Annotated in this window: 26 protein-coding genes and 1 tRNA gene; 6 read left to right on the top strand and 21 right to left on the bottom strand. The window is 53.6% G+C overall.

Annotated features, from left to right (window positions below; genetic code table 11):
- Positions 1–320: 320 nt before the first annotated feature.
- On the bottom strand, positions 321–2792 hold the full coding sequence (locus EYC87_RS05350; RefSeq protein WP_279251970.1) for a hypothetical protein: 2472 nt from the start codon (positions 2790–2792) through the stop codon (positions 321–323).
- A gap of 823 nt (positions 2793–3615) precedes the next feature.
- Between EYC87_RS05350 and EYC87_RS05345 the strand changes: the two genes are divergently transcribed.
- Positions 3616–4197: a hypothetical protein gene (locus EYC87_RS05345; protein WP_279251969.1), complete on the top strand. Its 582-nt coding sequence runs from the start codon at positions 3616–3618 to the stop codon at positions 4195–4197.
- Positions 4198–4313: 116 nt separating this feature from the next.
- On the opposite strand, the gene EYC87_RS05340 is transcribed toward EYC87_RS05345, so the two are convergent.
- A complete protein-coding gene (locus EYC87_RS05340; RefSeq protein WP_279251968.1) occupies positions 4314–4757 on the bottom strand; it encodes an FAD synthase family protein in 444 nt (147 codons plus the stop codon).
- 62 nt (positions 4758–4819) lie between these two features.
- Positions 4820–5473 (bottom strand): CDP-alcohol phosphatidyltransferase family protein, encoded by a 654-nt coding sequence (locus EYC87_RS05335; RefSeq protein ID WP_279251967.1) that lies wholly within the window; start codon positions 5471–5473, stop codon positions 4820–4822.
- Positions 5474–6360: 887 nt separating this feature from the next.
- Here EYC87_RS05335 and EYC87_RS05330 point away from each other — a divergent pair.
- On the top strand, positions 6361–6765 hold the full coding sequence (locus EYC87_RS05330) for a hypothetical protein (RefSeq protein ID WP_279251966.1): 405 nt from the start codon (positions 6361–6363) through the stop codon (positions 6763–6765).
- An 81-nt stretch (positions 6766–6846) separates the two neighbouring features.
- Here the strand turns inward: EYC87_RS05330 and EYC87_RS05325 are convergent, their stop codons facing one another.
- The 15 genes from EYC87_RS05325 to EYC87_RS05255 form a co-directional block, all read right to left on the bottom strand.
- Complete coding sequence (locus EYC87_RS05325; RefSeq protein ID WP_279251965.1) at positions 6847–7047, bottom strand: sigma factor-like helix-turn-helix DNA-binding protein; 201 nt, start codon at positions 7045–7047, stop codon at positions 6847–6849.
- Positions 7048–7191: 144 nt separating this feature from the next.
- The gene (locus tag EYC87_RS05320; protein ID WP_279251964.1) at positions 7192–7389 is read right to left on the bottom strand and encodes a hypothetical protein; all 198 of its coding nucleotides are present in this window, start codon (positions 7387–7389) and stop codon (positions 7192–7194) included.
- Complete coding sequence (locus EYC87_RS05315) at positions 7389–7886, bottom strand: hypothetical protein (RefSeq protein WP_279251963.1); 498 nt, start codon at positions 7884–7886, stop codon at positions 7389–7391. Before EYC87_RS05315 ends, EYC87_RS05320 begins: the two co-directional genes overlap by 1 nt.
- Positions 7883–9442, bottom strand: coding sequence for a hypothetical protein (locus tag EYC87_RS05310; RefSeq protein ID WP_279251962.1), 1560 nt, complete (start codon positions 9440–9442; stop codon positions 7883–7885). Before EYC87_RS05310 ends, EYC87_RS05315 begins: the two co-directional genes overlap by 4 nt.
- A 5-nt stretch (positions 9443–9447) precedes the next feature.
- The gene (locus EYC87_RS05305; RefSeq protein WP_279251961.1) at positions 9448–10263 is read right to left on the bottom strand and encodes a hypothetical protein; all 816 of its coding nucleotides are present in this window, start codon (positions 10261–10263) and stop codon (positions 9448–9450) included.
- Positions 10250–11116, bottom strand: a complete 867-nt coding sequence (locus tag EYC87_RS05300) for a hypothetical protein (protein WP_279251960.1) — start codon at positions 11114–11116, stop codon at positions 10250–10252. The genes EYC87_RS05305 and EYC87_RS05300 overlap by 14 nt, the downstream gene beginning before the upstream one ends.
- On the bottom strand, positions 11116–11556 hold the full coding sequence (locus tag EYC87_RS05295; RefSeq protein WP_279251959.1) for a hypothetical protein: 441 nt from the start codon (positions 11554–11556) through the stop codon (positions 11116–11118). The genes EYC87_RS05300 and EYC87_RS05295 overlap by 1 nt, the downstream gene beginning before the upstream one ends.
- Positions 11557–11719: 163 nt before the next feature.
- The gene (locus EYC87_RS05290; RefSeq protein WP_279251958.1) at positions 11720–12025 is read right to left on the bottom strand and encodes a hypothetical protein; all 306 of its coding nucleotides are present in this window, start codon (positions 12023–12025) and stop codon (positions 11720–11722) included.
- A gap of 300 nt (positions 12026–12325) precedes the next feature.
- Positions 12326–12730: a hypothetical protein gene (locus EYC87_RS05285; RefSeq protein WP_279251957.1), complete on the bottom strand. Its 405-nt coding sequence runs from the start codon at positions 12728–12730 to the stop codon at positions 12326–12328.
- Between the two features lie 157 nt (positions 12731–12887).
- Positions 12888–15215: a DUF3987 domain-containing protein gene (locus tag EYC87_RS05280; RefSeq protein WP_279251956.1), complete on the bottom strand. Its 2328-nt coding sequence runs from the start codon at positions 15213–15215 to the stop codon at positions 12888–12890.
- Positions 15212–15697 carry a hypothetical protein gene (locus EYC87_RS05275; protein WP_279251955.1) on the bottom strand — a complete coding sequence of 162 codons (486 nt, stop codon included), beginning with the start codon at positions 15695–15697 and terminating at the stop codon, positions 15212–15214. Before EYC87_RS05275 ends, EYC87_RS05280 begins: the two co-directional genes overlap by 4 nt.
- Complete coding sequence (locus EYC87_RS05270; RefSeq protein WP_279251954.1) at positions 15697–16311, bottom strand: hypothetical protein; 615 nt, start codon at positions 16309–16311, stop codon at positions 15697–15699. The genes EYC87_RS05275 and EYC87_RS05270 overlap by 1 nt, the downstream gene beginning before the upstream one ends.
- A gap of 120 nt (positions 16312–16431) precedes the next feature.
- Complete coding sequence (locus tag EYC87_RS05265; RefSeq protein ID WP_279251953.1) at positions 16432–16686, bottom strand: hypothetical protein; 255 nt, start codon at positions 16684–16686, stop codon at positions 16432–16434.
- 241 nt (positions 16687–16927) lie between these two features.
- On the bottom strand, positions 16928–17791 hold the full coding sequence (locus tag EYC87_RS05260; protein ID WP_279251952.1) for a tyrosine-type recombinase/integrase: 864 nt from the start codon (positions 17789–17791) through the stop codon (positions 16928–16930).
- A gap of 95 nt (positions 17792–17886) precedes the next feature.
- Positions 17887–17962: transfer RNA gene (locus EYC87_RS05255), tRNA-Ala, on the bottom strand.
- 277 nt (positions 17963–18239) lie between these two features.
- On the opposite strand from EYC87_RS05255, the gene EYC87_RS05250 reads away from it, so the two are divergent.
- On the top strand, positions 18240–18611 hold the full coding sequence (locus EYC87_RS05250) for a DUF4345 family protein (RefSeq protein WP_007229231.1): 372 nt from the start codon (positions 18240–18242) through the stop codon (positions 18609–18611).
- 51 nt (positions 18612–18662) lie between these two features.
- Positions 18663–19145 (top strand): FKBP-type peptidyl-prolyl cis-trans isomerase, encoded by a 483-nt coding sequence (locus EYC87_RS05245; protein WP_279251951.1) that lies wholly within the window; start codon positions 18663–18665, stop codon positions 19143–19145.
- A 23-nt stretch (positions 19146–19168) separates the two neighbouring features.
- On the opposite strand, the gene EYC87_RS05240 is transcribed toward EYC87_RS05245, so the two are convergent.
- The 3 genes from EYC87_RS05240 to EYC87_RS05230 are packed head-to-tail and all read right to left on the bottom strand — an operon-like array spanning position 19169 to position 21520.
- Positions 19169–19570, bottom strand: a complete 402-nt coding sequence (locus EYC87_RS05240; protein ID WP_279251950.1) for a YchJ family protein — start codon at positions 19568–19570, stop codon at positions 19169–19171.
- A complete protein-coding gene (locus EYC87_RS05235) occupies positions 19563–20186 on the bottom strand; it encodes a trimeric intracellular cation channel family protein (protein WP_279251949.1) in 624 nt (207 codons plus the stop codon). The genes EYC87_RS05240 and EYC87_RS05235 overlap by 8 nt, the downstream gene beginning before the upstream one ends.
- On the bottom strand, positions 20180–21520 hold the full coding sequence (locus EYC87_RS05230; RefSeq protein ID WP_479723011.1) for an L-serine ammonia-lyase: 1341 nt from the start codon (positions 21518–21520) through the stop codon (positions 20180–20182). The genes EYC87_RS05235 and EYC87_RS05230 overlap by 7 nt, the downstream gene beginning before the upstream one ends.
- A gap of 224 nt (positions 21521–21744) precedes the next feature.
- On the opposite strand from EYC87_RS05230, the gene EYC87_RS05225 reads away from it, so the two are divergent.
- Together EYC87_RS05225 and EYC87_RS05220 are read left to right on the top strand one after the other, a co-directional pair.
- Positions 21745–22806, top strand: a complete 1062-nt coding sequence (locus EYC87_RS05225; protein WP_279251947.1) for an ester cyclase — start codon at positions 21745–21747, stop codon at positions 22804–22806.
- Positions 22807–22808: 2 nt separating this feature from the next.
- The gene (locus EYC87_RS05220; RefSeq protein WP_040541455.1) at positions 22809–23228 is read left to right on the top strand and encodes a hypothetical protein; all 420 of its coding nucleotides are present in this window, start codon (positions 22809–22811) and stop codon (positions 23226–23228) included.

Genomic DNA, 23228 nt, shown 5'->3' with positions numbered 1-23228 from the left:
TTTCCGTCGAGCTTGAGGCAAGATGTAGTGTACATGAATTTCATTTGGCTAAGTCTTCGCAATTAATCGACAGAAAATTCCACATTTATGGCTTCTGATTTCGTACTTACGCAGGCTACTTCGGACATTTGAACTTGTGCATAACAAAGGCGCGTAAATGATAAATATGTGCGGCAATGATGGCTGGTAACGAAAGCGGAGTAAATTCTCTTTATAGGAATCTAAAGGCAGAACCTCCAAAAAAGAAACTCCGCACTTCCCAGCCATCACTCAAAAACACCCTTGCTGGCAATGCGTACCAGCTGCATACGGCTAATGCCCTACTTCTCATTATTTGATCCACCACTACGGAGCCAACGGCCCAATTTCTCGCCGACAGCGAGTCCTTCCTGCACCGCAGTCTGTCCGTACGCCTTCGCCTGGCTTAATTTCTCCTGCACTTCCTCGGATTGCCACTCGTCAGTTAAGCCTGGTCGCGCTTGCATGGTATGGCTCACGCTCTCCAGCTCCGCCTGATAGGCCATGGGATGCACATCGCTTGCGGCCAACCATCTGAGGGTGGCTGAAAAGCGTTGTTCAGGCTGGAGGCCGGACTGAAGTTCAATGGAGACCTTACGGCCAATACATTCACTGGCAAACAGACGCTGGTCTTCGGCACGATGAGCAACGTACTCCTGAGCGAAACCCGGCTCGAAACCCGCGATAAGCCCGCTGAGTTGTTCTATCCGTGACTCCAGGACTTTTACACCCGCTGCCTGCAGCACATCCAGCAGCTCGTGAGCTCGCACTACCCAACGCTTGCGCTCCGGCAGTGCAGCCTTGGCTTTTACCTGCCCCACTACCCTGCTGGTTTGCGACTGCGCCAGTATGGGTAAGCCTGCGCCCAATACCCAGGCCCCTGCCGGGCCGAACAACAGTAAGCCCACACCGGCACCCGTCCAATTGCCAGTAACAGCCAGGCCGACTCGCACGGTGCCATCCATCAGCACCTGCTCTACCGCCTGCGCCCCGGTAAGGTCACCCTGGTATAGCCCTTTGGCGCTGCGAAATGCGCTAATTGCAAAGGCCATGATGGCTACATCCGGGTCTGTCATGCCCTGACCGGCGGCGACAGACATCTCGGTAACATCAGTGACTAACTCGTTGCTGACGCCATCGATAAAATACACTCGATCGACAAATTCTTCGGGGACTTGCCCCATCAACTCGGTATTGGCAATAACCGGATAGTCATAGTTTGCGAAGTGATCCCGAATGCCATCGATATCACTGTGGAACTTCACCTGCACTGGCTGCCCATCTACCAGCAAATCCCAGCCGGGCTCGCTGGCTGATTCGGGCAAACTCACCACATGGCCGGCGGCCTGCAACTCAGCGGCAACCACTTGCTCCGCCACGTAGCCTTTCAAGCGGACCGCAGCACCCTCGCTCATATCCGCAGCCAGCAGGGCAAAATCAACCGGACCATCTACATCTGCTAGGTAGGAAAAGTCCGCTGCCGCCATAACATCCGGGCTGATTTGCGCGGCGTTGTAGAGCATGTCGCCAACCATCATAGTTCCCATGGCAGCGGCGTTTTTGCTCTCTGTACCAGCCCGCTCAGATTGCGAAGAGTCAGTAAGTGGCTGCTCAAAAACCTGCCAAGCTTCTCCTGACCATTCATACACTGGCTGAGTGTGCGCTTCGATCAGCCGCCATTCGTCCTGGTATTGTGAGATCAGTTCGGATGGTAGGCTCAAACTCGCTGGGAGACTCGATGCACTGGCAAAGGCAGCTAATGCGGACTTCAGGCCTGCTCGGCCACTGCCCATGCCTTGGATCGCCAGCATAGAGACGATACGCGTTGCGACTGTGGCTCGAATTTTCTGATTGGCAGAGCTGCCCAACCACCAGCCCGCGCCAACCGCGCCGGCCACCACGGTGATCGGGTTTGACACGACCGCCACGAACGACACCAAACCAGGGCCACTGACCAGGGGAATAAACGCCGATGCCTGCGCTGCTAGTATGTAAGCGGAGAAGCCCGCCATGCTGACTGCGCCGCTGAAAAGGGTCAGGCCGCCACCGGTAGCAATAACCTTTGCCAGGGCAGCAGCATTGATGTCATCTACTCCAAGCTCCTCCCTAATGCGCGCCTGGTCTTCCGGGCTAAGCTCTTTCATCGCAGCAGTTGCCTGCTCGATGGCACCCTTCGCGATTTCATCGCCGGCTTCGCCACTAATTGCTGCCTCCAGCAGCTCTTGCAACACCGGCTCGACCACAGAGTGAAGATTAATGGGGTCACCATCTGGCTCCTCACCCCGTTCTTTACCTCGATTGAGCACACCACGATCGCGAAGCCATTCCTTGCCTGCTTCCAGTTTTCCCGGTGGTGGGGACAAAATACTGATCACCGCAGCCGACACATCGTCTGCGAGCATTTCTGCGCCACAATAGGTGCCGGACAATTTCGCCGGTAACTGCAACGCGCTGCGTATCTGCATCCATAGGGCGAGCCTAAGATGCTCATTGCTTAAACTCGATTCTAACCATCGCTGCTGGTTAAGCCTGACCTCATCTGCCGCCTCTTCGAGCTCACCACCGGCCAGCTTGGCAGCTTTCTCCTTAGTATTGTCATACGCGCGTTTGATGAATGATCCTAGAGAAGATTCATCGAAGAGCGCCAGACAGGTAGCAATCAACTCCCGCTCTGCTCCACCCAGGCCAGAAACAACGTGCATAGGGCGAATTGCCTGAATACAGAGCATTTCTTGTGACTGCGCGCCGGGTGATTTTAGTTTTTCTTGGTCCATATATAACACTCATCATCCTTGATATCGGATGGCTAGGAATTTAACTGATTCTGATAGGCATGATACAGGCACCTACCCGCGCTAACATAATGTCCGCTTTCACCTCAAAGCGGCCATAATCTGGGAGAGCGTTTATCGCACAAGAGGACCTGCTTGATTACAAAAGCGGCGTCTTTGTGATGTTTTCTTCTATATTTTTCCACTACTAACCTTGCATTGACCACTCGTATTTTCTCGCAAGTGGTGAGGCTCCAAGTCTGATGCATAAGTGTAGGTGAACCGACCTGAATGACGGTCTACCGTCAGTAAATTTTCTTTATCTTGCATGACATAGCTATCGTCTTGAACTAGTAAGTTTCCCTTGAAAAAATCCCCATCAGGTCGATATCCACCATTGATGTCCCCTGACACAGAGGCATAATTAACAGTTCCCCAAATGTTTTCTTCGATCTTAACTGTGAATTGCCTGTAGACCTTCTCTGAAGAACCAACTCTGGATTTTAAAACTCCTGACCCACCGCACACTAAGACCGAGTCGGCCAACACACTCCCACTGACTAGCAGTGCTACGACTCCAATACATACCTGTCTCACGGATATTGCCTCCGATACCAAATCTTTGATGTCTCCAGACTAGCTAATCCGCACTCGTATAGACATTACCAACGACGACATGAGCATTACTGGATGCGACAATCGCCCTTTCCTAGGCGAAAGCGGACGTTTTGGGAGTATATTCGGCCCTAAACGGTAAGATATCCGCTTTCTCCCCAAAGCAGCCAATAATATAATTCAATTTTAAACTGATAATGAGAATCGCAATTTGAAAACAATAATAGCCGCTCTACTTGCAGTAACTCTCTCAATCTCTGCAAAAACCGCTCTCGGCGGCCCCGACGAGTCAATGCGGTATATGAGGACAGAGTCTGCAAGCCTTCTAGATCTATTTTTGCTAAAACTCAATCTGATCGTTTTCGCAAACGAGGCCCACATCGCGGACTTCACGGTCTCTGAGGGTTCCGCAGTCTTTAACTTTGATGATAAAAGAATCAACGTAACATTTGATGTGACTCCAGATTCTCCCCCCATATCGATTACTGATGCAAAACAGCGTTTGTTTCATGCTTTGAAACAAGCATCCATATCACACGCTCTAGTAGTCGCTGATCACATAGGTCATGACGGCTATATGTCGGCAGCACAACCGGAAAACCTCGATCAGGACGTAAAAAGCCGAATGCTTTACTCAGCCGTAATGTATAAAAAAGAGCTTTTTGGGGATGCCCTTTATATTGAGGGGATACCTGAGGGTTTTGGCGCCCTAGCATGCGACTGGTTACCTGGGCACGGATACTCTTTTGCAGATTCATTGGACATAGATGACATTGACTGCTCAATGAGGTAGACCGCTGTTAGGCGAAAGCGGACTTTAGAACTCTTGGGCGCTCAATGTCCGCTATCACCTCTAAGCGGCCGCTAGAAACGCCTCAACTTCAGTGGTTCAAGGTCTATTTTTTGCCACTAGGCGACAGATAATTTAGAGTTGATTTCGCTGCCAGTTTGATCCCTGACATTTTGTTTTATTTTGGTGGATGAAGTGCGGGGATCATAGAGCACCTGTTTGATCTGCCTACCTCCCGATTTCAGATAAGACTCCACCGCAATATTGTGAGATTTGGTTCCCCAATCTTCACCAACTACGAAAATATCGACATTTAGTGCTTTGCAACCAGAGACGTATTCAAGCTCATAGTAGGGTCGAACAATATCAACACACCGTAATGCTTTGAGCATTTCCATTCGCTCCTCGAGAGGAATAACTGGCACGTTGGGCTTATAGGAATTAACAACTCGATCTGAAGCAACGCCAACGGCCAGGGTGTCTCCTAACGATTTACAATATCCCAGTAAAGCAAGATGTCCTACGTGCAACAAATCAAAAGTACCTAAGGTATATACAATCATGTGGCATTTTTCCCTGTGAAAAAGTGATTTTCGGCACCGTTCGGCGCCGACTTTGTTGCCTGCTATAACAGTTTCCATCCATAAATGCTCGTTATTCCAAATGTGTAAAACGTAAGTAGATAAACATTGCGGGGGACGCCAGAAAATTTGGGTGTTTTGATCTGTGATACATTCAGCGCGGCAAGTCCCAAGGCAGTGACAAATAGGATTACAGTGAAAATTTCGTGAGGAAAAACGTTTTCAAAAATGAAGATGAACACCAAGGCAATGTTGTTGTTATCTAGGGCCAGCCCTGTGTACTTAGACTCGTCCGACAAACCATATGTACTGAAGTAACTTAGCCGTATTGCTGCGGCAGCGAGCATTACGAACGCTACCGGCAGAAATATGGGGTCGAACTCTCCATAGCTAAGCAAAAGAATCGCAGGTGTGACGCCATAGCTCACAATGTCTATTAGCAGATCGAGTTGACCGCCAAATATCTGGTCGCTGCCTGTACGACCCTTCATTCTTCTAGCAATTAGCCCATCGGCCCAGTCGAAAGCAACGGCCCAGATCATGCCAATCATCGCCGCGTGGTAAACGCCAAGGATACTAAAATAGATCGCCAATATTGTGCAGGCCAAGCCAGCAAGCGAACACACGTTAGGCAAATCTTTAACGTAGGAAATTATAGCGGGTTGTGACTCGTGAGATTCTTCGCTGCCTGTGGCCATTGTGATCCTAGAACTACTAACTACAAATTAAAGGTGCACCTAGCATTAAGAAAACGCGTGGCAGAACGCTGCTCTATAGAACAGGGTGATGCTAAAACGCTGGCGGCCCTCATTAAGATTGAGAAGCGCAGACCGTAGGTACTATGAATCGACCCTATTCGCTTGCTAGCAGGACAGAGTCGCAATAAGGAGGATAGAGGCGTGTGGCCAGTAGGCTCGATACAGGATTGGACTGGTTGCGGACTATACGCTCTATTTAATCTGGCGAACAGCGGAATGATTTTTAATTTGCACGGAACAATTTCCGTGAGTAGCACGATTCCAGATGTAACACGGCAACCAAGTGAGTGATTTTCGGCCGAAAACATACACCATGTGTGGAATGTCGCTTCCTAGGCGAAAGCGGACATTAGAGAATCTGATCTGGCCCTAGGGCGGGTAATGTCCGCTTTCGCCTCGTAGCGGTCAATTAGTGTATGTCACCTAGCAAATTCTGGGACGAGGGCCTTAACGTAATGACCGTGATCCTGGGGGGGACGGGACTTCGCTTTTGGAGCGTCGATGTCACATTGCTGTCACATATCAATTTCTACTCCAAAAAAAAAGGACCTACGATTTCTCGTAAGCCCTTGATCTATAATTGGTGGAGCTAAGCGGGATCGAACCGCTGACCTCAACACTGCCAGTGTATTTTCTACACTCTGCCACTCGGTGTGACACGGAGTATACACATCACTTAGGGGGAGGGAAATGCTATTTTTATAGGGGTAATTTACTGAATTGTCGCCATATGCCATGACTATGGCGCGCAGGGTCATACAGTGTTCAGCCGCCTGGGTTCAAACTACTCCCACTGCACAAAACCAACCGCGGGGAGTAATTTGAATATGGACACAACGACAGACACGGTAGAACTTGCAGAACAACACGATGAGGCGCTCGACAAGGCGCTGGGCCGAATAAAGAACGGATGGATAGCGGCCATCATCTCTATGGTCATGACACTGGCAATCTCACTCTACGCTGCATCTACGGGTGGAATGGTGTTTGAATATTATAATGCCTGGATGCTGATAGATGTCGTGCTTATCGCTGCGATGGCCTGGGGTATCTACAAAAAGAACCGGGCCGCTGCGACAACCATGTTCGTGTACTTCATCGCCTCAAAAATGATGCTGATTACTGAAACGGGTCGAATGCAGGGTGCATTAATGTCTTTTGTGATGTTGTGGTTCTATTTTCAGGCAATGGTCGGAACCTTCCAGTACCACAAGCTAACCAAAAAAGTTTAATCGTGGCGGGAAGCGCCAACGGCTTGGGAGCAACCTTTAAACAAGCCGCTGCCTCCACCGGGTAAGGACCCGGTGTTCCCATTAAAGATTTAGGAAGTCCTGTGGCTTATAGGCCTCTGGTGCAATCTCTTCGATCAGGTCGACCACAGAGATGCCGTGCTGACGTTCCAGGTGATGCCGCAGCTTCACCAGTGCTGAAGCTTCAATTCTCTGCACGGCGCTTGTGGACATGCCCAAGGCCTGCCCTATCTCACGATACGTTGCGCGCTCTTTTCCGCTCATCACATGATTTCTCAAATGCTTGTCTTGCCAGTTGCAACTGGGCCGCTGCTCGGTGGCTTTCTGGGTGCTTGGAAACCTGCTTCTCCCAGAATCTGACATCAGCCTTCGCACGAGTCCAGGCCCCAGTCGCAGCATCCAGGTCGTTCACCGCTTTTTGCGGCCACTGACCTGTCGGGATGCTGACCGTATCCATGAACCTGTTGCATCGTCCCTGGCATCCTGGCGTAAAAGGTCTGCCATCAATTTTTGCTTGGGGGTGGTGTCGTTTGGCAGACGGCTAGTCCCGTGTCTCGCAGCCGGTACGCTGAAACCGCGCGCTGTATCGCCTATCGATCTACTCATTAGCCTGTCCCTAGTGGTGCGTTTAACTCTCGGACCCACGCCTCTGCCGTGAAAGGTGCCTCGCGTTCAACACGCTCCAGGCCGGGAATCGCCAGGTCATCATTCCAAACTTCCTGAGCCTCTTCCGTGAAAAACTCTTCAAACTTAAACCGGGCCGGTCTGGCCTGTGTGCCACAAATCACCGCATTCTTTCCGCGCCGGGTGCTGGGCAGATTCACTTCCCGCGCCCAGGTCCGTGGCACGGACGTTTCCAGTCCCTGCGAATGAAACCAGTTTTGAAGTGTCACTAGTTCCTCGAAAATCTCGGTGGCCTCACCTGTCACTAGTTCCCACGCCGTGCAGTAATCCGCCAGCGCCCCGCGCAGGACTTCAGTGGCCTCATTGCGGAATGCGCCCCGTGCCTCTAGGAAGGCCTGTCGGCGCTCTTTGGTGGGCAGGTCGGCGTGTGCCTCCCTGGCATCCAGTGCGGCCTGTAGTGCTGCTTCAATCGCGCTCATCGGCTACTCCTCAATAGTTCAGCTAGTTCGCGCTGGTGATCCTGCTGCCGGAGGTTGGCAATCTCTTCCTCACTTAGGCCAGGGCCGTAATATCCACGCAGACCGGCAGCACTCAGCTTACTAGCCGCCGCCGGGTTGGCATACGCTCTTGCCGCCAGGTTGGCAGCGCCAAACGCTGGCACACTAAGCGGACTGGTTAACGTCATTCCCATCATGGCGGGTACTGACATCCTGCTGGCAGTGCCGGAATCGGCCATCGGCGGGTAGGCCTTACTCAACCGGGCAGCATCATAAAGGTCTGATTTGTTAGCGCCCCGGTAATAACCGTGCATGTCATTGGCGCTGAGATTGTTTGCCAGCTTCCTGCCTGACACATCACCGGTTTCGGTGATCGCCTTGGACTTCTCCAGTTGCTTGATGGCAGTCCATTGGCCTCTGGCCTGCTGCCAGGCCTTCAGTTCATCACCTGACAGATTGCGTCCGATCAGGCCATCAATAGCGCTCACCATGTCATCCAGGGCATCAGCGTATTCCTTGGTGGCAGTGTCTGACCGATAGGCCTTGCTTGCCGCAGTTTGGAGCGTAGTGCGCCACTGCTGAAGTGTGTTGCCATTAACGGCACCATCACCGGCCTGGGTCAGTATGTTGTCTACAATCTTGGCAGTATCACCCCCGCCCAGGACACCCTGCTTTGCAGCAGTCTCAATATTGCCCAAGGCATCAAGGAAACCATCGTCTACGCCATACGACTTTGACTTGATGGTGTTGTCGAATACCTCACCCACACGCGCCCGTGCCGCTAACAAAGCATCATCAGAAAAGTCTGCACCCGTCTCGCCAATAGCCTCCAGGGCTACCCTGTTCATGGCACCCTGGCGGGGTTCCTTCAGCCTGCGCATTGGGCCTGCTGTCGGCGGGAATGACTCCATGCTGGCTTCCAGAGAACGCAGGCCAGCGGAGTCCAGTGCCTCACCGGGGGTGAGTTTCCACCCCAGGTCATCAGCGCGGTTTGCCAGTCGGCCTCCCCTGACCTTGTTGAACAGTTTGCCGGTCGCATAAGGCAATGCAGAGAGTCCAGCATCAATGGCACCCTGCTTCAGCCGATCCTCTGGGGTGTTATACATGGCAGCACCAATGGTGCCACCCGCAGCAGTCTGCACTGCCATGCCACCGGGAATCATCGCTGTCGCCAGGTAGGGGGCAATCTCACCGGCAGTAGTTGCCACCGGGTGTTTGTCCTGCAAGTTGGCATAGGCCAAATCATTGGCCTGCTGATCTGCTGCCGTCCTGGCCTGCTCCTCATCACCGGCAAACAGGTCAGACACACCCGTCACTAGTTTATCCACCGTGCGCCCTGCGCCGATTGTGGTGGCGTGGAGTGGACCGGACACCTCATTGGTGGCATTCCAGTCAGACATCCACGCAGTGCCGTCATCCTTGATGTAGTTGTCAGCACCCAGTGCTGCCAATCGACTTTCAAGATCAGCCACCGCATCAGGACGGTTTGCCGCCTTTGCCTTGGCAATCGCGTTTTTTAACTGTGCTGCTGTAGCCATAACTATTACTCCAGAAACTCATCACCGGGACCGCCGGTCAGTGTTGGGGGGCCACCCCCACGACTGCGGAATGCCTCGATGGCATCCAGTTTGAATTGCTCCAGGTTCTGCTGCTTGCGCTTGATGACATCAGCGCCATCATTAGCCTGGGGGAAAAACTCCAACCGGCGCTTCTCCACTTCCTCTGGACTCGCTGCGGCACCCGATTGCAAGTAAATGGTGTTACTCAGCATCTGGCGCTGCTCTGCCAGGTCCATCGCATAGGGGTCACTAGTGAACCAGGTAGCCACTGACGCGGGCAGGAATTCCTGCGCCATCTCTTCCATCGCATTGGGTTTGTAGCCACTAGGCTCGGCACCCTCAATCTGTGTTACCGCCAGATTGCCGCGCTTCTCATCACCGGACGGATTGCGGGGGGTGAAATCGCCTTGCGGTTGTTCACCGCCAAAGTCATAACCCGGTATACGCTCCACACCCTCTGGGGTCGTTATCGTGCGCTCACGCTCCAGCCGCTGGCGGGCTGCAATCTTGCGGGGGTCATCGTCGGGAATGTTGGGGTCCAGCATAATATTCAACATCTGGGCTTCAATGCCGGTGCCGTCAAACGGCCCACTGCGGCGATCCAGCGCATCCTTCAGCATCAGTGCCTGCATATCATCCCGGCCTGCCTGTTGGCGTAGGCGCTGTGCTGCCTGCTCTCTGCCGCGTAGCTGTGCCGCTCTCGCAGCCTCTGGAATGCTGGAAACACTCAGCAGGGCATTAATGCTGTCTGCATTGCCCAGCCTGCGCTGCTCTTCCTCGGAAAGGTTAAAATCGAACATCGGCGTTTTCCTCAATTTCGTAATCTGGCGCGTCATAAGTGCCGGGGTCTATTTCTGCCTGCGTTTCTACATCCAACATGGCCCTGGCAACATCACCTGTCAGATTCTCATCCCCCAGGTAGGCGCTGTCATAACGCTTGGCAATCGACTCTGAAGATCCGCGATCGTTCTGGGCGCTTGCTGCCCAACTGTTTGCCAACTGCGCCCGCATCTGGTCCGACTCGGTCGGCTGCCGGAGGTAATCGGGATTATCGTCATCGTTGACCAGGCCAACAGCAACACCCACACCAGACGCATTGAAACCGTTTGCCATGTCCAGCAGTGCGGGTGCCTTGTCAGCGCCGAAATGCTTTGCCAGGTAAGACTTAGGGTCTTTGCCGTGGGCCTCAATTTCCTGCACCCTATCGGCCATTTTCAGGAACTGCTCATACTTCACATTTTTGCCCAGGCCAGCCTTGGCAATCATGTCAGTCACACCCTGTTTGATGTTGCCGGGTTTAAAACCGCGTCCCTTGGTCGGAATCGGTTTGCCCTGCGCCGCATACTGAACCTGGTCCAGTGTCATGCCGGTCATCTCTTTGGCGGTCTGGTCCAGTGCGTAGTGACGCGCTGCGGCGTCACTCTGGGCAGCGTCGAAATCATGCTGCTGGATGAACCGGGCCTGGTAGACCTCAGAGGCCTCTCTTGCGGCGAGCAGTTCAGAGGGTGACAGTGTCGCACTCGCTTTGGATTCGATCCGCTGTAACTCATTCAGAATCTGCGGCGGGGTCTGCCTTCCGGCATTCACATCACGCTGGATGCCAGCCCTAATAAAAGCATGGCGGGCTATCAGGTTTTGAATTTCCTGGCTCATTACCTGGCACCTCCCAGGATGGACTGTAGCCACTGTCGGCGGCGTTCTTCCTCTTCCCGCTGTGACTGCTTATCCAACGCCGCTTGACGCTGTGCAAGTTCCCCTGCGGCCTTGCGGCCCCTCTGTTCCTGCTTGTTGCTGGCACCATATTTGCCGTAGCCGTAGCCTGACATCAGACCACCGACGAGGGATTCCCAGGGGTTGTTTACATAAATACTTGAGGGGCCGACTTCCTTGCCAGCGTTTGCCTGCATCTGCTGGCCCTGGCTGATCAGGCCGGATGCCATGTCACGCTGTCCGGTGTAGCTGGCGAATAGGGCCTGCTGTTCGTCCGGTGACAACTGGTCCCAATCGCGGCCAGTCTGTTCGATGGCGCGTTTGCGTAGTTCCTGTTCGTCGACGTACCGGCCACCGCCGGTCTGTTGTTGTGCGTAGTTCATGGTTTTTGTCCTATCTCAAAAATTTGTGGCGGGGGGTAGGCCTCTGCCCGCCCTTCCTGTTCGGAAACGCATAGGGGGGTGTCTTTCGCCTGGGGCTTATCCTTTCCAGGGCGTACCCAACACAGAGAGTGTTGTGCACAGTGACCGTAACCCATTGATTCCATTAGACTTCACCGCACCCAGTAGTGATATCGCGCTCTGGTAGTTCCTGGTACTCACCGTCCACCGCGTCACCACCGGCCACGCGCTCGAGGATTGCTGCTGCTTTTATCCGCATCTCTGGCAGGCTCAGTGTGGACGCTGGCGCGCTCTTCTGATCATCCAGGTTGATGTGTACGCTGCGGTCCACACTGCGCCCAAAGGCCCTATCTAGCAGTTCCTGCGCGGCCAGGCGGCGTTCCTTGTCGGGCTTCCCCTTATCGCTGACGAGGTCGGCCAGGTACTGCACCGCCAGGTCGGCGTGTTGCACTGCCAGTTCCTCGACGTTCTTTCTGATTTTGGTTTTGGGGGACAGCCCGCTATGGCGGCGGGGATCGGGGCCGGGCTGGAACATGCCAGGGTGGTGGCTACCGGGCCGGGGGCCGGGTTTCCGCCTCCCATCCGAGCGCGGGCGCTCGTCTAGTAAAGGCTCCATTTCTGCGGCTTTCAGCGTCATAGTTAAAACATTTAATTCAGGTGACTGTAATAGTCACAGCCTATTACTAAACGATCCCCTTGGCAACAAAAAAGGGGCCGAAACCCCTTTATTTATAGTGTCTTGTGGACACAATTAACTAGCCTCCTCCCCCTGGAGATTAAGCCGCCCATACACCGGATTAACTTCAGGCAGGGTCTTGGCTACATGTTCACCTTCATAAACAATCGCGCCTGCGGGGGTTACTGCTGTGATGGTGATCGTTCCAAGGCCTTCAGGATCACCCTCACGGATAAGCCTCAACAGGGAATGCTCTAACCCACATTCAGTGAGGCACATCACCGTCAGAGTAAAATGCCCCTTGTGATCATGCATCTGCACAATGCTTGATCCTGGCCGACAGGACGGATGCATCTCTCCCAGCCGGTACTTGATCTGACCCCACCAGGCTCCCAGCCGGGCATACCTAAATGACGCCTCGTCATGACAGGTCATCTTTGGCTCATGCGGCAGGAACATTTCTGGTTGTTTGTCACTCATTTTCTACTCTCCTAATTTCTTGATAAACAATTATGCGCGTACGAGGTAAATAGATTGATTACATATACAAACAAACTTTTTATCTCGTACACGCATAATTAAAATTCAGGAAATTGCCTGCTTTTCTGCACACAGGAACTTCCCGCATACAGAGAATTCAGGAATTACCTTCCTTCTCTTTTCTCCGTGCCTCCACTGCAATCTGGATGGCGGCGAAACGCTCTTCCCTCATCGCCATCACACGCTGGGCATGCTCCAGGAACTGGGCAGACACCAGTGGATTTACTTCAAACTTTCCAGCGGATCGGCGTCCACGCTGACCGGGTTTGCGCTGGTTGGTGATGTCCCTGATCCAGCCAAACTCAATCAGCAGGTCAATCGCACCCTCACCCTGTCGGCCATAGTCATCACCCTTGCGCCAGTGCGTGGCATTGGCTGTCAGGTCACTACGGGTGAACACCTTCCACCCCTTCGCCAGGATCGCCTCACAGGCCGTTACCACCAGACTGTGAGTGTCACTAGCCTCACGATCCAGAACCGCATAGACGGCCTCTGAGTGCTTGTACAGGCAGGCCAGGATTCGACTTGCCCGCTCCACGGTTTCTGCCGACACCATCACCATGTGATCGGTGTTATTGGTGACGGAATCCATCAGGTGAAGTGTCAGGGTGATGCGCCCCAGGAAGCCGGGGAACTTGTTCAGGTGTTCCTGGAATCTCCCACCGGGGGTGCGCTTGGCAATGGTGCGGTAGTGGTTGTGCAGTCCGCTCATCAGTTCGCGGCCATCGTTTGACAGGTTGATGGCGCTCCCGCCCATCACTGCCTTGATGGTGTTGAAGCGGATGGCATCCAGACCGGCAAACAGGTCGGCATAGGCCTTGCTGATTGACTCGTCGGTGTCTGCATAGTTCACCTCGCCAGCTTCGCGCATGGCGTACACCATGAACCGCTGGTACAGACCCACAGCACCCTGGCTGCGAGATTTGAACTTCTCACCCAGTACCTCTGGCTGGACACCGGCCAGGATGCCCACAGAGAAGTTTGGCACCCTGTGAGGTTCACCCTTGTTTCCCACCCGGTTGATGGTGACGGCGCTGCCATCGTATCCCTTGAGGAACACGGCCTGGTCTTTACCGCTTTTGCCTGAGTAGGCATCCATGCGGCCCAAGAACTCGGTCAACTCGTCGTGGAACAGGTTCACCCCTTCAGGGTTGTCCACCAGTAGCTCACCCAGTGCCTCAGTGGTGATGTCGGTGGCATGGCGCTGGAACCAGGCCGGTTTGGCTGGACGGTCCTCCTGCTTCACTCCACGGCAGGCACTCTTCCATACATGGTGTGCTGCTGAAGATGCATCCTGCCGGGCCTGGTCGATGTCCTCGGCGGGTTCCTTTGCCGCGTTCATCAGCGGTGTCTTACCACCACCAGACGGATCGACAAGACCACCCCACATAAACGCAGGCACTTTGAAGGCACCGCAGTCCATCTTGATGCGGTGGTCTGCTGTGCATCCTGCTGCCACCAGGGCGCAGAAAGCATAGCCACCCACATCGAACCCAGACTGCCGGGCCTTGTCCACACAATAGTCGCGCATGGCACCAGGCAGCGTATCCAGTGGGAACGGTGGTGCTGCCATCTGGGCAAACGGGTCCACCAGTTCAGGCCATTGGTGCGCATCAGTATCATGCACCGCAGGGAAGTCATTCTCTGGATTGTTCAGGTGAGTGCCAATCATTGACTTCACCGTCTGCACAACTTCAGCATCAGGCAGCGGTGGATTGTTCTCAAGGTTCAGTGCCTTTGCCTTCCCCAGCAGTTCATCCAGTGACAGTCCATCATTGAGCCAGGACGCGACATTACGGGTCAGGTTGTCATTCCTGCTGCCTTCACTGACACCACCCTGGACACGCTTCACAGGTGCCGGTGCATCAGGTACTGCCTGGAGTGGTTCATCCAGGAACTTCACCGGGTTCAGAATCTCACCCCCGTCCAGGGTGTCGAATGCCCTGGCGGCATCCTTCATGTCTGGTGGGCAGGATGGCTGGAAGTAAAACTGCATCGACTTCTCGGTGCCTCGGTCAGTACCTGGGAACAGTGCATTTAGTTTCGCTGCCACCTTTTTGTAGACGGCAGGTGTCACTGGCTGGCTGAAGGGAATGAACACCCGCCACATCTCCACACCGTCCACCTTGATCAGGTGCCGGTGGGTGGTGTGGGCCATGTAAGCAATACCTTCCAGCCGCTCCCTGATAATGTCCTCGGATGCATTGGCATCCTCGTCCAGGTCGATAACTGCACCGTCCCAGTTGATGATGTTGGTGTGTTCCCTATATTTCTTTTTGAACTTGGCGGGAATGTAGTACGGACCATCCTTGTTCTGCCGATACTCAAACCGGGACAGCATGGCCTGCATATCCTCAAGGGATACCTCGGCAGTCTTGATTGATGTGTCGGACTTATAACGTCCAGTTGCTATATGAAGCATCATCCTGCACTCCTCAGTTTCTCAGCCAATGCCATCTGCCTGCCCTGTCGCTCTACAAAGGCCTCTGCAACCATGTCCACCAGTTCGGGGGTGATATGCCGTTCCAGTTCCTGCTGTCGCGTCAGGGTGCGTTTAAGCGCAGCAGTGAAGGCCCCAACATAAACGCCATCGGGGACATCGTCGGACAGTTCGCCGGGTTCCCAGTCTGGGAATTTCGCCCGCAGTTCATGGACCATGTTAAATTCCTGAAAGGACAGCAGGAATGCGTCACGGTCATCGGCCTCGGCGATAATTTGCTTGGCCCTTGCACGGTCAGAGTCTTTGTAAACGCAGGCCTCGGCGACCTTGGGCATGTCCGTAATGAACCGCCCCAGGTCGGTGGTGAGTCCACGCAGGAATCCAATGTGGATTGATTTATCATCGCCAACGTAGATAAATCCCGGTGCGATATCTTTCTGTGTGATAGCTGTGGGTAATCTGTTCATCACGCGCACCCCCCACCAAGCTGCTGCTGGAGTTTCTCGCCTTCAGCTATACTCAGCGCACCAAACTCCCGCAGTGACAGAGCGAATTGCGGAATGTCGTCTATGCGCTCATAAATGGCATTACCTGCACGTTTGCGGTGCTTGGCTTCTTCGTAGGCTTCAGACAGGGACTTGGCACCAGCCAGGACGGCATCGGTGTATTCGGGGGCATACTTCAGGACGGTACGGGCTTGGCGAAGGTACTCACCACTTCCCAAAAGTTTTGCGATGTTGTCCTTCTTCCCCTGCTGCCCCTCTGGATACATCATCGCCACAGCCATTGCCCGCTGCCCTTTGGTCATGTGCCGCCGCATGATGTTTTCGGACAGGATCAGCGCCTCTGGGTCATGCCCATTCAACTGCTTAACCTCTGGCTCTACCTTCGCCAGCTTGCAAGCCGCCAGCCTGTTGCGCCCATCAATAGCCTCTGGCCCATCCTCGACACCATCAAGTTCGCGCATCAACGGCAAGTGCCGCTTGAATCGCTCAATGTCTGCGGTGTACTGCCGCACTTGAGCAAAGTGCATTATTGAATTGCCTAGATTGAGATAACCGGCTGGTAATTTGTTTTTCATTGTTTCCTCCTATGGCCGGAGGAAGCAGAGACAAGCGTGGGGGTTGTGTTATCATGATCGCGTTCTCTCCTAAGAACACTCTCCCCAGGCCGTTACTGCTTTTCCCCAGTAGCGGCCTTTTTATTTTGCGCGTTGAATGCTGTCCCGAAAGTGAGCAAGGACGGTGTCTGACATTTTTCCTGCATGTGCCAGGTTTCCACCTCTACCCATCCTGGGAATCAGCGCACCGGAATCAATTAGCAGATCGCGATTGTTTCGGCAGAACCATTCAAAGGAATCTGCGGTAGGAAAAAGACGAACGCCGCGCGTGGTTCGCCACTCCTCACAAGGCATCAGGTTGTCCAGTTCATGGGGTTGTTTGTTCAAGTTGTTCATCAAAAAAATCTCCTAAGGTTTCTCACACCGCCACGGTGCATAACGGAGATTTAGCACTATAAAAATAAGGGTCTGCAAACGAACTAGCTGTGGATATCTTGCGAATAAACTATGGATTTTCTCAGTGTGCGTTTGTGTGCGTTTGTGACCCTTTGTGACCTTCAAAATTTATTTTCAATTATTTTTTAAAAAGGCAAAAAAAAGGGCGCATTTCTGCACCCGTTTTTCAGAGGGGTATTTTCTACCCGAAAACTTCAGCCGCCACCCGTTTAATATCGTCGGCGTTTGCATGCATATAACGCTGGCTGGCACCCAGTGAACGGTGGCCCATAAACTTCATCACCATTGCCTGGTTCATGCCGCTGTTCGCCAGCCGGTGGCCGCAGGAATGTCGCAACCCGTGGAAGGTGCGCCCCTTCATGCCAGCAGTTTCTATGATGCGATTCCACAGCCTGCGTGGCTCATACGGGACGCCCTTACTGTTACTGAACACATAGGCGCCATCCTTGGGAAGTTTGCGCAGGAGCGACCACACGCGGTCAGTGAGGGGTGCCAGGTGCGGGTCGCCATTCTTGGTGACGGCCACAGAGATGGTGCCGCCCTCCACATCGATGTCATCCCAGCGGATGTTCAGGCAATTACTTTTGCGCAGGCCGGTGTGGTACGCGGTCATGATCAACGCTTCCATCTTGCCCCACCGGGTATCCAGAAACCGCGCCAACGCCACCAGTTTCTCCACCTCATCTTGATCAAAGAAACGATCATGATGGGCGTTCTCTGGTGCCATATCAGCCCCCTTGGTCGGCGGCACAAACGTCCGTGGGAGCATCCTGACGCGGCGGGCGAAGCGGTACACCTGGGCCAGTTGTTTGATGTAGCGATTGAGTGTGGACCCGGCCAGGTTTTGACCAGTGCGCTTGCCATCGTGGGTCAACTTGCCACGTTCGGCCAGTCGCACAATGGCGGCGTCTACTTCATCGGGGGTGATGGCAGTGAGTTCAGAATCTCCAAACTCACCTATCCAAAACGCCAGGCGCGACAGCGTCCCTGACGGTTGATCTGCTGCGGCCAGATAGGCCTCAACGGTTGCCGTAAATGTAGGCATTTTGACTCTCCTCAGTTCTCTCAAGTTGCACAACACTTTCGTGTCGTTTTTTGCACCCCGTGGCGGTGAGAAACCGTAGGAAAATCAGGCGTTTATGGTGGAGCTAAGCGGGATCGAACCGCTGACCTCAACACTGCCAGTGTTGCGCTCTCCCAGCTGAGCTATAGCCCCAAAATTTGCTAAGTTGTTGATCAATCTGGATTTTTACCTAAGTAAGACCAACACAGCGAAGCGCATTCTAGTGATCCCCACCGGAGCTGTCAAGCAGCCTCCTGAGCAACCAACTATTGATCTGCAGCGTACTCTGGAAATCGCTGACAACCGGGGTACAGTTGACAATACCAGCCTTGCAAAACACGGAATGTTAAGCCAACTATCACCTTTGATTTGACGTAAACTCTGGTAATAAGCTTGACCACAACAATGAAAATATTCGGAGTAGCACGTGATGTTGGGAAAAATCGTTCTATGGGCCGCGGGCCTCATCTTCGCCATTTATGGCATATTCTGCTTTCTCTCACCGGAACTACCTGCCAACTATGCGGGACTTAGCATAGGCAGCGGCGATGCCTATGCCGAGATGGGAGCGATGTACGGAGGACTCCAGTTCGGCTTCGGTTTGTTCTGCATTTTGTGCGCGCTAAAACCAGGCTTTTTTCAGGCAGGACTTACCATGTTGGTTATGGTCATTGGATGTCTCGCCTTTGCTCGGCTCTATTCCTCCTACTCCGCAGACTGGTTGGTCGGTGGTTACACTTGGGGCGCAATGGCGTTTGAGTTCGCTACAGCCACACTGGCAGCAGTCTCTTTGCGAAAGTAAAGGCAAGCTGTCCAAGACACGATCTGACTAACATTTTGAGAGATATTAAACGTGATCATAGGCCCAAAAACTGTCACCACTTTTCACTATACTCTTCGTGACGAGTCCGGCTCTGAAGTTGAAAGTTCTCGAGGCTCTGACCCCAGCGCTTACCTTCATGGTACAAACAACATCATCGCCGGTCTTGAAAAAGCAATGGAAGGCCACGAAGCGGGAGACGTGTTCAGCACGACGCTTGAGGCGGAAGATGCCTATGGTCAGCCCGACCCAAAGAGGACGCAGCGAGTTCCCGCCAAACATCTGGTTTATAAGGGGAAGCTGAAGACCGGTATGGTCGTGCAGCTGAATACCAGCGAGGGTCGAGTACCTGTTACGGTAATTAAAGCGGGCCGACACAGCGCAGATATCGACACTAACCACCCGCTGGCCGGACAGTCGCTGACCTTCGATGTCGAGATCATGGATGTGCGCGAAGCAACGGAAGAAGAAGTTGCCCATGGTCATGCCCACGGCGTCGGCGGACACCAGCATTAAGCAACAACTTTACCAGCATTGCCTTACAGGTGGTCGCCCTCCAGGTAGTACCACCGCCCCTCTATCAATTCAAAGAGACTGCGCTCATGTAGTCGATGCCCTTTACCCGCAACCTTGAAACGCGCCACAAACTCTACTATGCCAGCGTCATCGGCGACGCCACCTGCCTCCGTTGACTTAATAGCCAGGCCGATCCATTTCTGCTCCGGGTCAATCTTCACTCTCGACGGGCGGGTACTGGGATGCCAACTGGCGAGGAGATAGTCTTCCGCACCCTTTGCAAACGCTGTATAGCGCGAACGCATGAGCTTCTCAGCAGTTTGAGCGAACTCTTCTCCTCGCACAAAAGGTGCGCAGCACGCTTCATAAGCCGCACCGGATCCACACGGACACTGCGCAGCCTGATCACACTTTTTGCTAGGCACCCTGCCCTCCGTACTTTGGTAACCTCAAGTCGAAAACTATTGCACACGCGCGCAGTACGAATGCCGCAGCAATAGCTACAGGAAACGCCAGTGATGCCGTAGCTTCGAAGCCGGCCAGCAGGGTATAACTGGACGCGCCAAGCAAAGCCGCAGACACGTATATTTCAGGCTCAAGCAGAACAGGTTCCTGATTAAGCAAAGTGTCTCGAATCATTGAGCCGAAGGTAGCCGTCATCACGCCCATACCCACTGCCACAATAGCGGGGGCCCCAAGCTGCACCGCTTTGACAGCCCCAAGCACACTGAACAACGCCATGCCCACTGCATCCGCCCAGAGCAGCACTTTTTGAACTGAGTTGAAATATGGAGCTAGAAACCAGGTAGCCAAAGAGGCGCCAAGGCATGTCCACAGATATTCTGTATTGTGCAGCCAAAACACAGCTTCGGCTCCCAACAGGAGGTCTCGCAGGGTTCCGCCACCTATGCCTGTAATGGTTCCAAAGAGCACAAAGGCAAGAATGTCGTTACGTTGCGCTGCCGCAGCCAGCGCGCCGCTAATCGCAAATACTGCAGTCGCCACAAGGTCGACTATTGTGATGACATCTCCCGCTAACATTCGATAATATTTACTGGCACTTCTAAAACATTAACGGCGAGTCCACCGCGGGCGGTTTCTTTGTACTTATCCTGCATGTCACGACCGGTGTCACGCATGGTGCGTATTACCTGATCCAAAGACACATAGTGTTCGCCGCTGCCACGTAAGGCCATGCGAGCAGCACTTATAGCCTTAATCGCACCCATGGCGTTGCGCTCAATGCACGGCACCTGTACCAGGCCACCAATAGGGTCACAGGTCAGCCCCAAGTTGTGTTCCATAGCAATTTCAGCAGCGTTTTCAACCTGCTCTGGAGTGCCGCCTAAAGCGTCTGCAAGAGCGCCGGCTGCCATCGAACAAGCTGAGCCGACTTCCCCCTGACAACCCACTTCAGCGCCGGAAATAGAAGCATTAGTTTTATAAAGGATACCGATAGCGGCAGCAGTGAGCAGATAACGTTGGATGTCGTCTTCGCAAGAACCACGACAGTGATCCAGGTAATACTTAAGGACCGCCGGAACAATGCCAGCGGCGCCATTGGTTGGAGCAGTCACCACCCTACCCCCAGCTGCGTTCTCTTCATTCACGGCCAGGGCATAAAGGGTTACCCAGTCCATAGTATTGAGAGACTCATCGCCAAATGAGTTTTGCTCGGTTTTTAGCTGACGATACAATTGCGCGGCGCGGCGCTTAACCTTGAGGCCACCAGGCATCACGCCCTCGGTCACCACGCCTTTATCAATACACGCACTCATCACCTGCCATATAGCCAGTAGTTCGCTGCGTATCTCTTCACCACTTCGCCATGCTTTTTCGTTTTCCAGCATCAAAGCGCTAATGGAAAGACCATTGTCCCTGCATTTCTGCAACAGTTCGTCAGCCGTACTGAAGGAGTATGGCAAGGGCGTGGGGTCCTCGATTATCGCGTCAGCACCGGCCGCCTGCTCGTCAACAACGAATCCACCGCCTACGGAGTAATACACGCATTGCACTAGTAAATCGCCATTCGCATCCCAGCTGCTAAAGCGCATTCCATTGGCATGATAAGGCAGCGACTCGTTGCGGTGCATGATCAAATCGTTACGGTAGCTAAAGTCGATGCAGTGCTGCCCCAGTAGATGCAGTTCCCCCTGCTCTCGCACCCCGGCCACTCGCGCAGCGATGGTGTCAACATTGACGCCCTCGGGAGTCTCGCCCTCTAGCCCCATTAAAATTGCTTTGGGTGATCCGTGCCCTGCGCCGGTTGCTCCCAAAGAGCCGTATAGCTCAACGCAAACCCTGCCGCAGCTTTGCAGCAGTCCGTCTTTTTCGAGGTGCTGGGCGAACAGCCGCGCAGCATGCATCGGACCCACCGTATGCGAACTGGACGGGCCAATGCCGATTTTGAACAAATCGAATGCACTGATGGACATGGTTAACTCACACCTTGGTTAATATTTGATTGTAAAGCCCCGGACCGCCTCACAGTAGACGAAACCAAGGCATTAAAGTACTTTTTTTGACTTCGAATGCAAGGTATTATTCAGCAACACTACACGCTGCGATCTAAACTGCTAGCAGTACAGGGAACACATTAATGGAAAACCATTACGACAGCGCACCTGCAAGCGGCGAACCCGCGGGGCTACCCGGATTCGACCCTGAATTCACAGATATTGTCGACTATATCCTGCGTATCACCTACCGCATCTGGGAAGGAAAGCAGGTCGGACTTTGTTACGACTACTACTCCGAAGACTGCCCTGTTTACACCCTCGCGGGATACACACAAGGTGCCGAAGAAGTCACTCAGAACACAATGCGCACATTGGCAGGCTTCCCCGACCGTACCCTGCACGCGGATAATATTGTCTGGGGCGGCGACGCCGAGACCGGTTACCACAGCTCTCACCTGATCTGTACTAACATGACGAACCTTGGACCCAGTGAATTCGGAGATGCTACCGGCGCACAGGCCCAGATTCAGGTCATTGCCCATTGCGTATGCAAGGACAACAAAATCATAGAAGAATGGTTGGTCAGGGATAATTACTCGCTAGCCATCCAGCTCGGTGCTGATCCCCTGGAATATGCCAGAGAGCAGGCAGCCAGACCACTGGAGCCCAGCGGCACCTTCGCCCAGTGGCTCAAAAGCGAACACGAAAGAGTGAGCATGCAGGCGCGCGAAAAAATCACCTACTCGCCTGTTGCTGAAGACAATGAAAAATACATCAGCGCTGCGCTTGGCAATATATGGAATGCGCGCATGCTGGGAGATTGCCGCCTTCTTTACACTGAGAACGCCCGACTGCATGCCTCTGCCAGGGACGATTACGATGGTGTGGAACGAATCTCACAGTTCTACATGGAAATGCTTGGCTCAATGCCCGATGCAAAAATATCTGTTGACTACAGCTGCAGCAATTCGATGCTTGCAGGCGAGTACGTTGCAGTGCGCTGGGTCATTGCGGGCACCCATTCAGGCGGTGCGTTGTGGGGTGCACCCACCGGCGCGCCGCTGCTTATTCTCGGCGAGAGCCAATATCGTATTGTTGATGGAAAGGTGGTTGAGGAATGGCTGGTGTTTGACGAGTTGGCCGTGCTCACCCAGATCGAACGCGCAAGGCTCGCTATTGAGCAAGCTACAACTGGAGAATAAAAATGAGTGCATTTGAAACAGCAACCGCATTTTTTCACGCTTGCGAGGGGCTTCAAGGTTGGGAAGGCTGCAAGCAGTACGTGGCAGAGAACGCTGTGTTTTCTGCCCAGAGTGAGCCTCTGGTCGACATACAGCTAGTTGAGGGTTACTGCGAATGGATGGCTGGCCTGGGGAAAGGTCCCCTGGTTGGTTGCGGCTACAGCATCCACAGTTCAGCCTGGGATGAAGCCAACCGCACCGCTCTCTATTTTGCGACGTTTAACGGTGAGCACTCTGGTGAGGGTGGTCCAGTTCCGGCGACCGGTGGCGTCACACATTCACACTACGTGTATGCCATTACCATGGACGACGACGACAAGGTTTGCGCAATGACCAAAGTCTGGAACGCACCCTGGGCACTGAAAGAATTGGGTTGGATGTAA

Source organism: Candidatus Seongchinamella marina (assembly GCF_026262685.1).
Classification (GTDB): domain Bacteria; phylum Pseudomonadota; class Gammaproteobacteria; order Pseudomonadales; family Halieaceae; genus Halioglobus; species Halioglobus marinus.
Note: the sequence above shows the minus strand (reverse complement) of the source record. Positions and strands in the feature narration are given on the sequence as shown.

Excerpts from the sequence above, each read along its gene's own strand:
- EYC87_RS05235 (WP_279251949.1), bottom strand. The coding sequence starts at position 20,186 with ATGTTAGCGGGAGATGTCATCACAATAGTCGACCTTGTGGCGACTGCA.
- EYC87_RS05250 (WP_007229231.1), top strand. The coding sequence starts at position 18,240 with ATGTTGGGAAAAATCGTTCTATGGGCCGCGGGCCTCATCTTCGCCATT.
- EYC87_RS05335 (WP_279251967.1), bottom strand. The coding sequence starts at position 5,473 with ATGGCCACAGGCAGCGAAGAATCTCACGAGTCACAACCCGCTATAATT.
- EYC87_RS05305 (WP_279251961.1), bottom strand. The coding sequence starts at position 10,263 with ATGTTCGATTTTAACCTTTCCGAGGAAGAGCAGCGCAGGCTGGGCAAT.
- EYC87_RS05310 (WP_279251962.1), bottom strand. The coding sequence starts at position 9,442 with ATGGCTACAGCAGCACAGTTAAAAAACGCGATTGCCAAGGCAAAGGCG.
- EYC87_RS05280 (WP_279251956.1), bottom strand. The coding sequence starts at position 15,215 with ATGATGCTTCATATAGCAACTGGACGTTATAAGTCCGACACATCAATC.
- EYC87_RS05350 (WP_279251970.1), bottom strand. The coding sequence starts at position 2,792 with ATGGACCAAGAAAAACTAAAATCACCCGGCGCGCAGTCACAAGAAATG.
- EYC87_RS05275 (WP_279251955.1), bottom strand. The coding sequence starts at position 15,697 with ATGAACAGATTACCCACAGCTATCACACAGAAAGATATCGCACCGGGA.
- EYC87_RS05300 (WP_279251960.1), bottom strand. The coding sequence starts at position 11,116 with ATGAGCCAGGAAATTCAAAACCTGATAGCCCGCCATGCTTTTATTAGG.
- EYC87_RS05340 (WP_279251968.1), bottom strand. The coding sequence starts at position 4,757 with ATGATTGTATATACCTTAGGTACTTTTGATTTGTTGCACGTAGGACAT.
- EYC87_RS05315 (WP_279251963.1), bottom strand. The coding sequence starts at position 7,886 with ATGAGCGCGATTGAAGCAGCACTACAGGCCGCACTGGATGCCAGGGAG.
- EYC87_RS05260 (WP_279251952.1), bottom strand. The coding sequence starts at position 17,791 with ATGCCTACATTTACGGCAACCGTTGAGGCCTATCTGGCCGCAGCAGAT.
- EYC87_RS05320 (WP_279251964.1), bottom strand. The coding sequence starts at position 7,389 with ATGAGTAGATCGATAGGCGATACAGCGCGCGGTTTCAGCGTACCGGCT.
- EYC87_RS05325 (WP_279251965.1), bottom strand. The coding sequence starts at position 7,047 with ATGAGCGGAAAAGAGCGCGCAACGTATCGTGAGATAGGGCAGGCCTTG.
- EYC87_RS05270 (WP_279251954.1), bottom strand. The coding sequence starts at position 16,311 with ATGAAAAACAAATTACCAGCCGGTTATCTCAATCTAGGCAATTCAATA.
- EYC87_RS05330 (WP_279251966.1), top strand. The coding sequence starts at position 6,361 with ATGGACACAACGACAGACACGGTAGAACTTGCAGAACAACACGATGAG.
- EYC87_RS05295 (WP_279251959.1), bottom strand. The coding sequence starts at position 11,556 with ATGAACTACGCACAACAACAGACCGGCGGTGGCCGGTACGTCGACGAA.
- EYC87_RS05265 (WP_279251953.1), bottom strand. The coding sequence starts at position 16,686 with ATGAACAACTTGAACAAACAACCCCATGAACTGGACAACCTGATGCCT.
- EYC87_RS05225 (WP_279251947.1), top strand. The coding sequence starts at position 21,745 with ATGGAAAACCATTACGACAGCGCACCTGCAAGCGGCGAACCCGCGGGG.
- EYC87_RS05220 (WP_040541455.1), top strand. The coding sequence starts at position 22,809 with ATGAGTGCATTTGAAACAGCAACCGCATTTTTTCACGCTTGCGAGGGG.
- EYC87_RS05285 (WP_279251957.1), bottom strand. The coding sequence starts at position 12,730 with ATGAGTGACAAACAACCAGAAATGTTCCTGCCGCATGAGCCAAAGATG.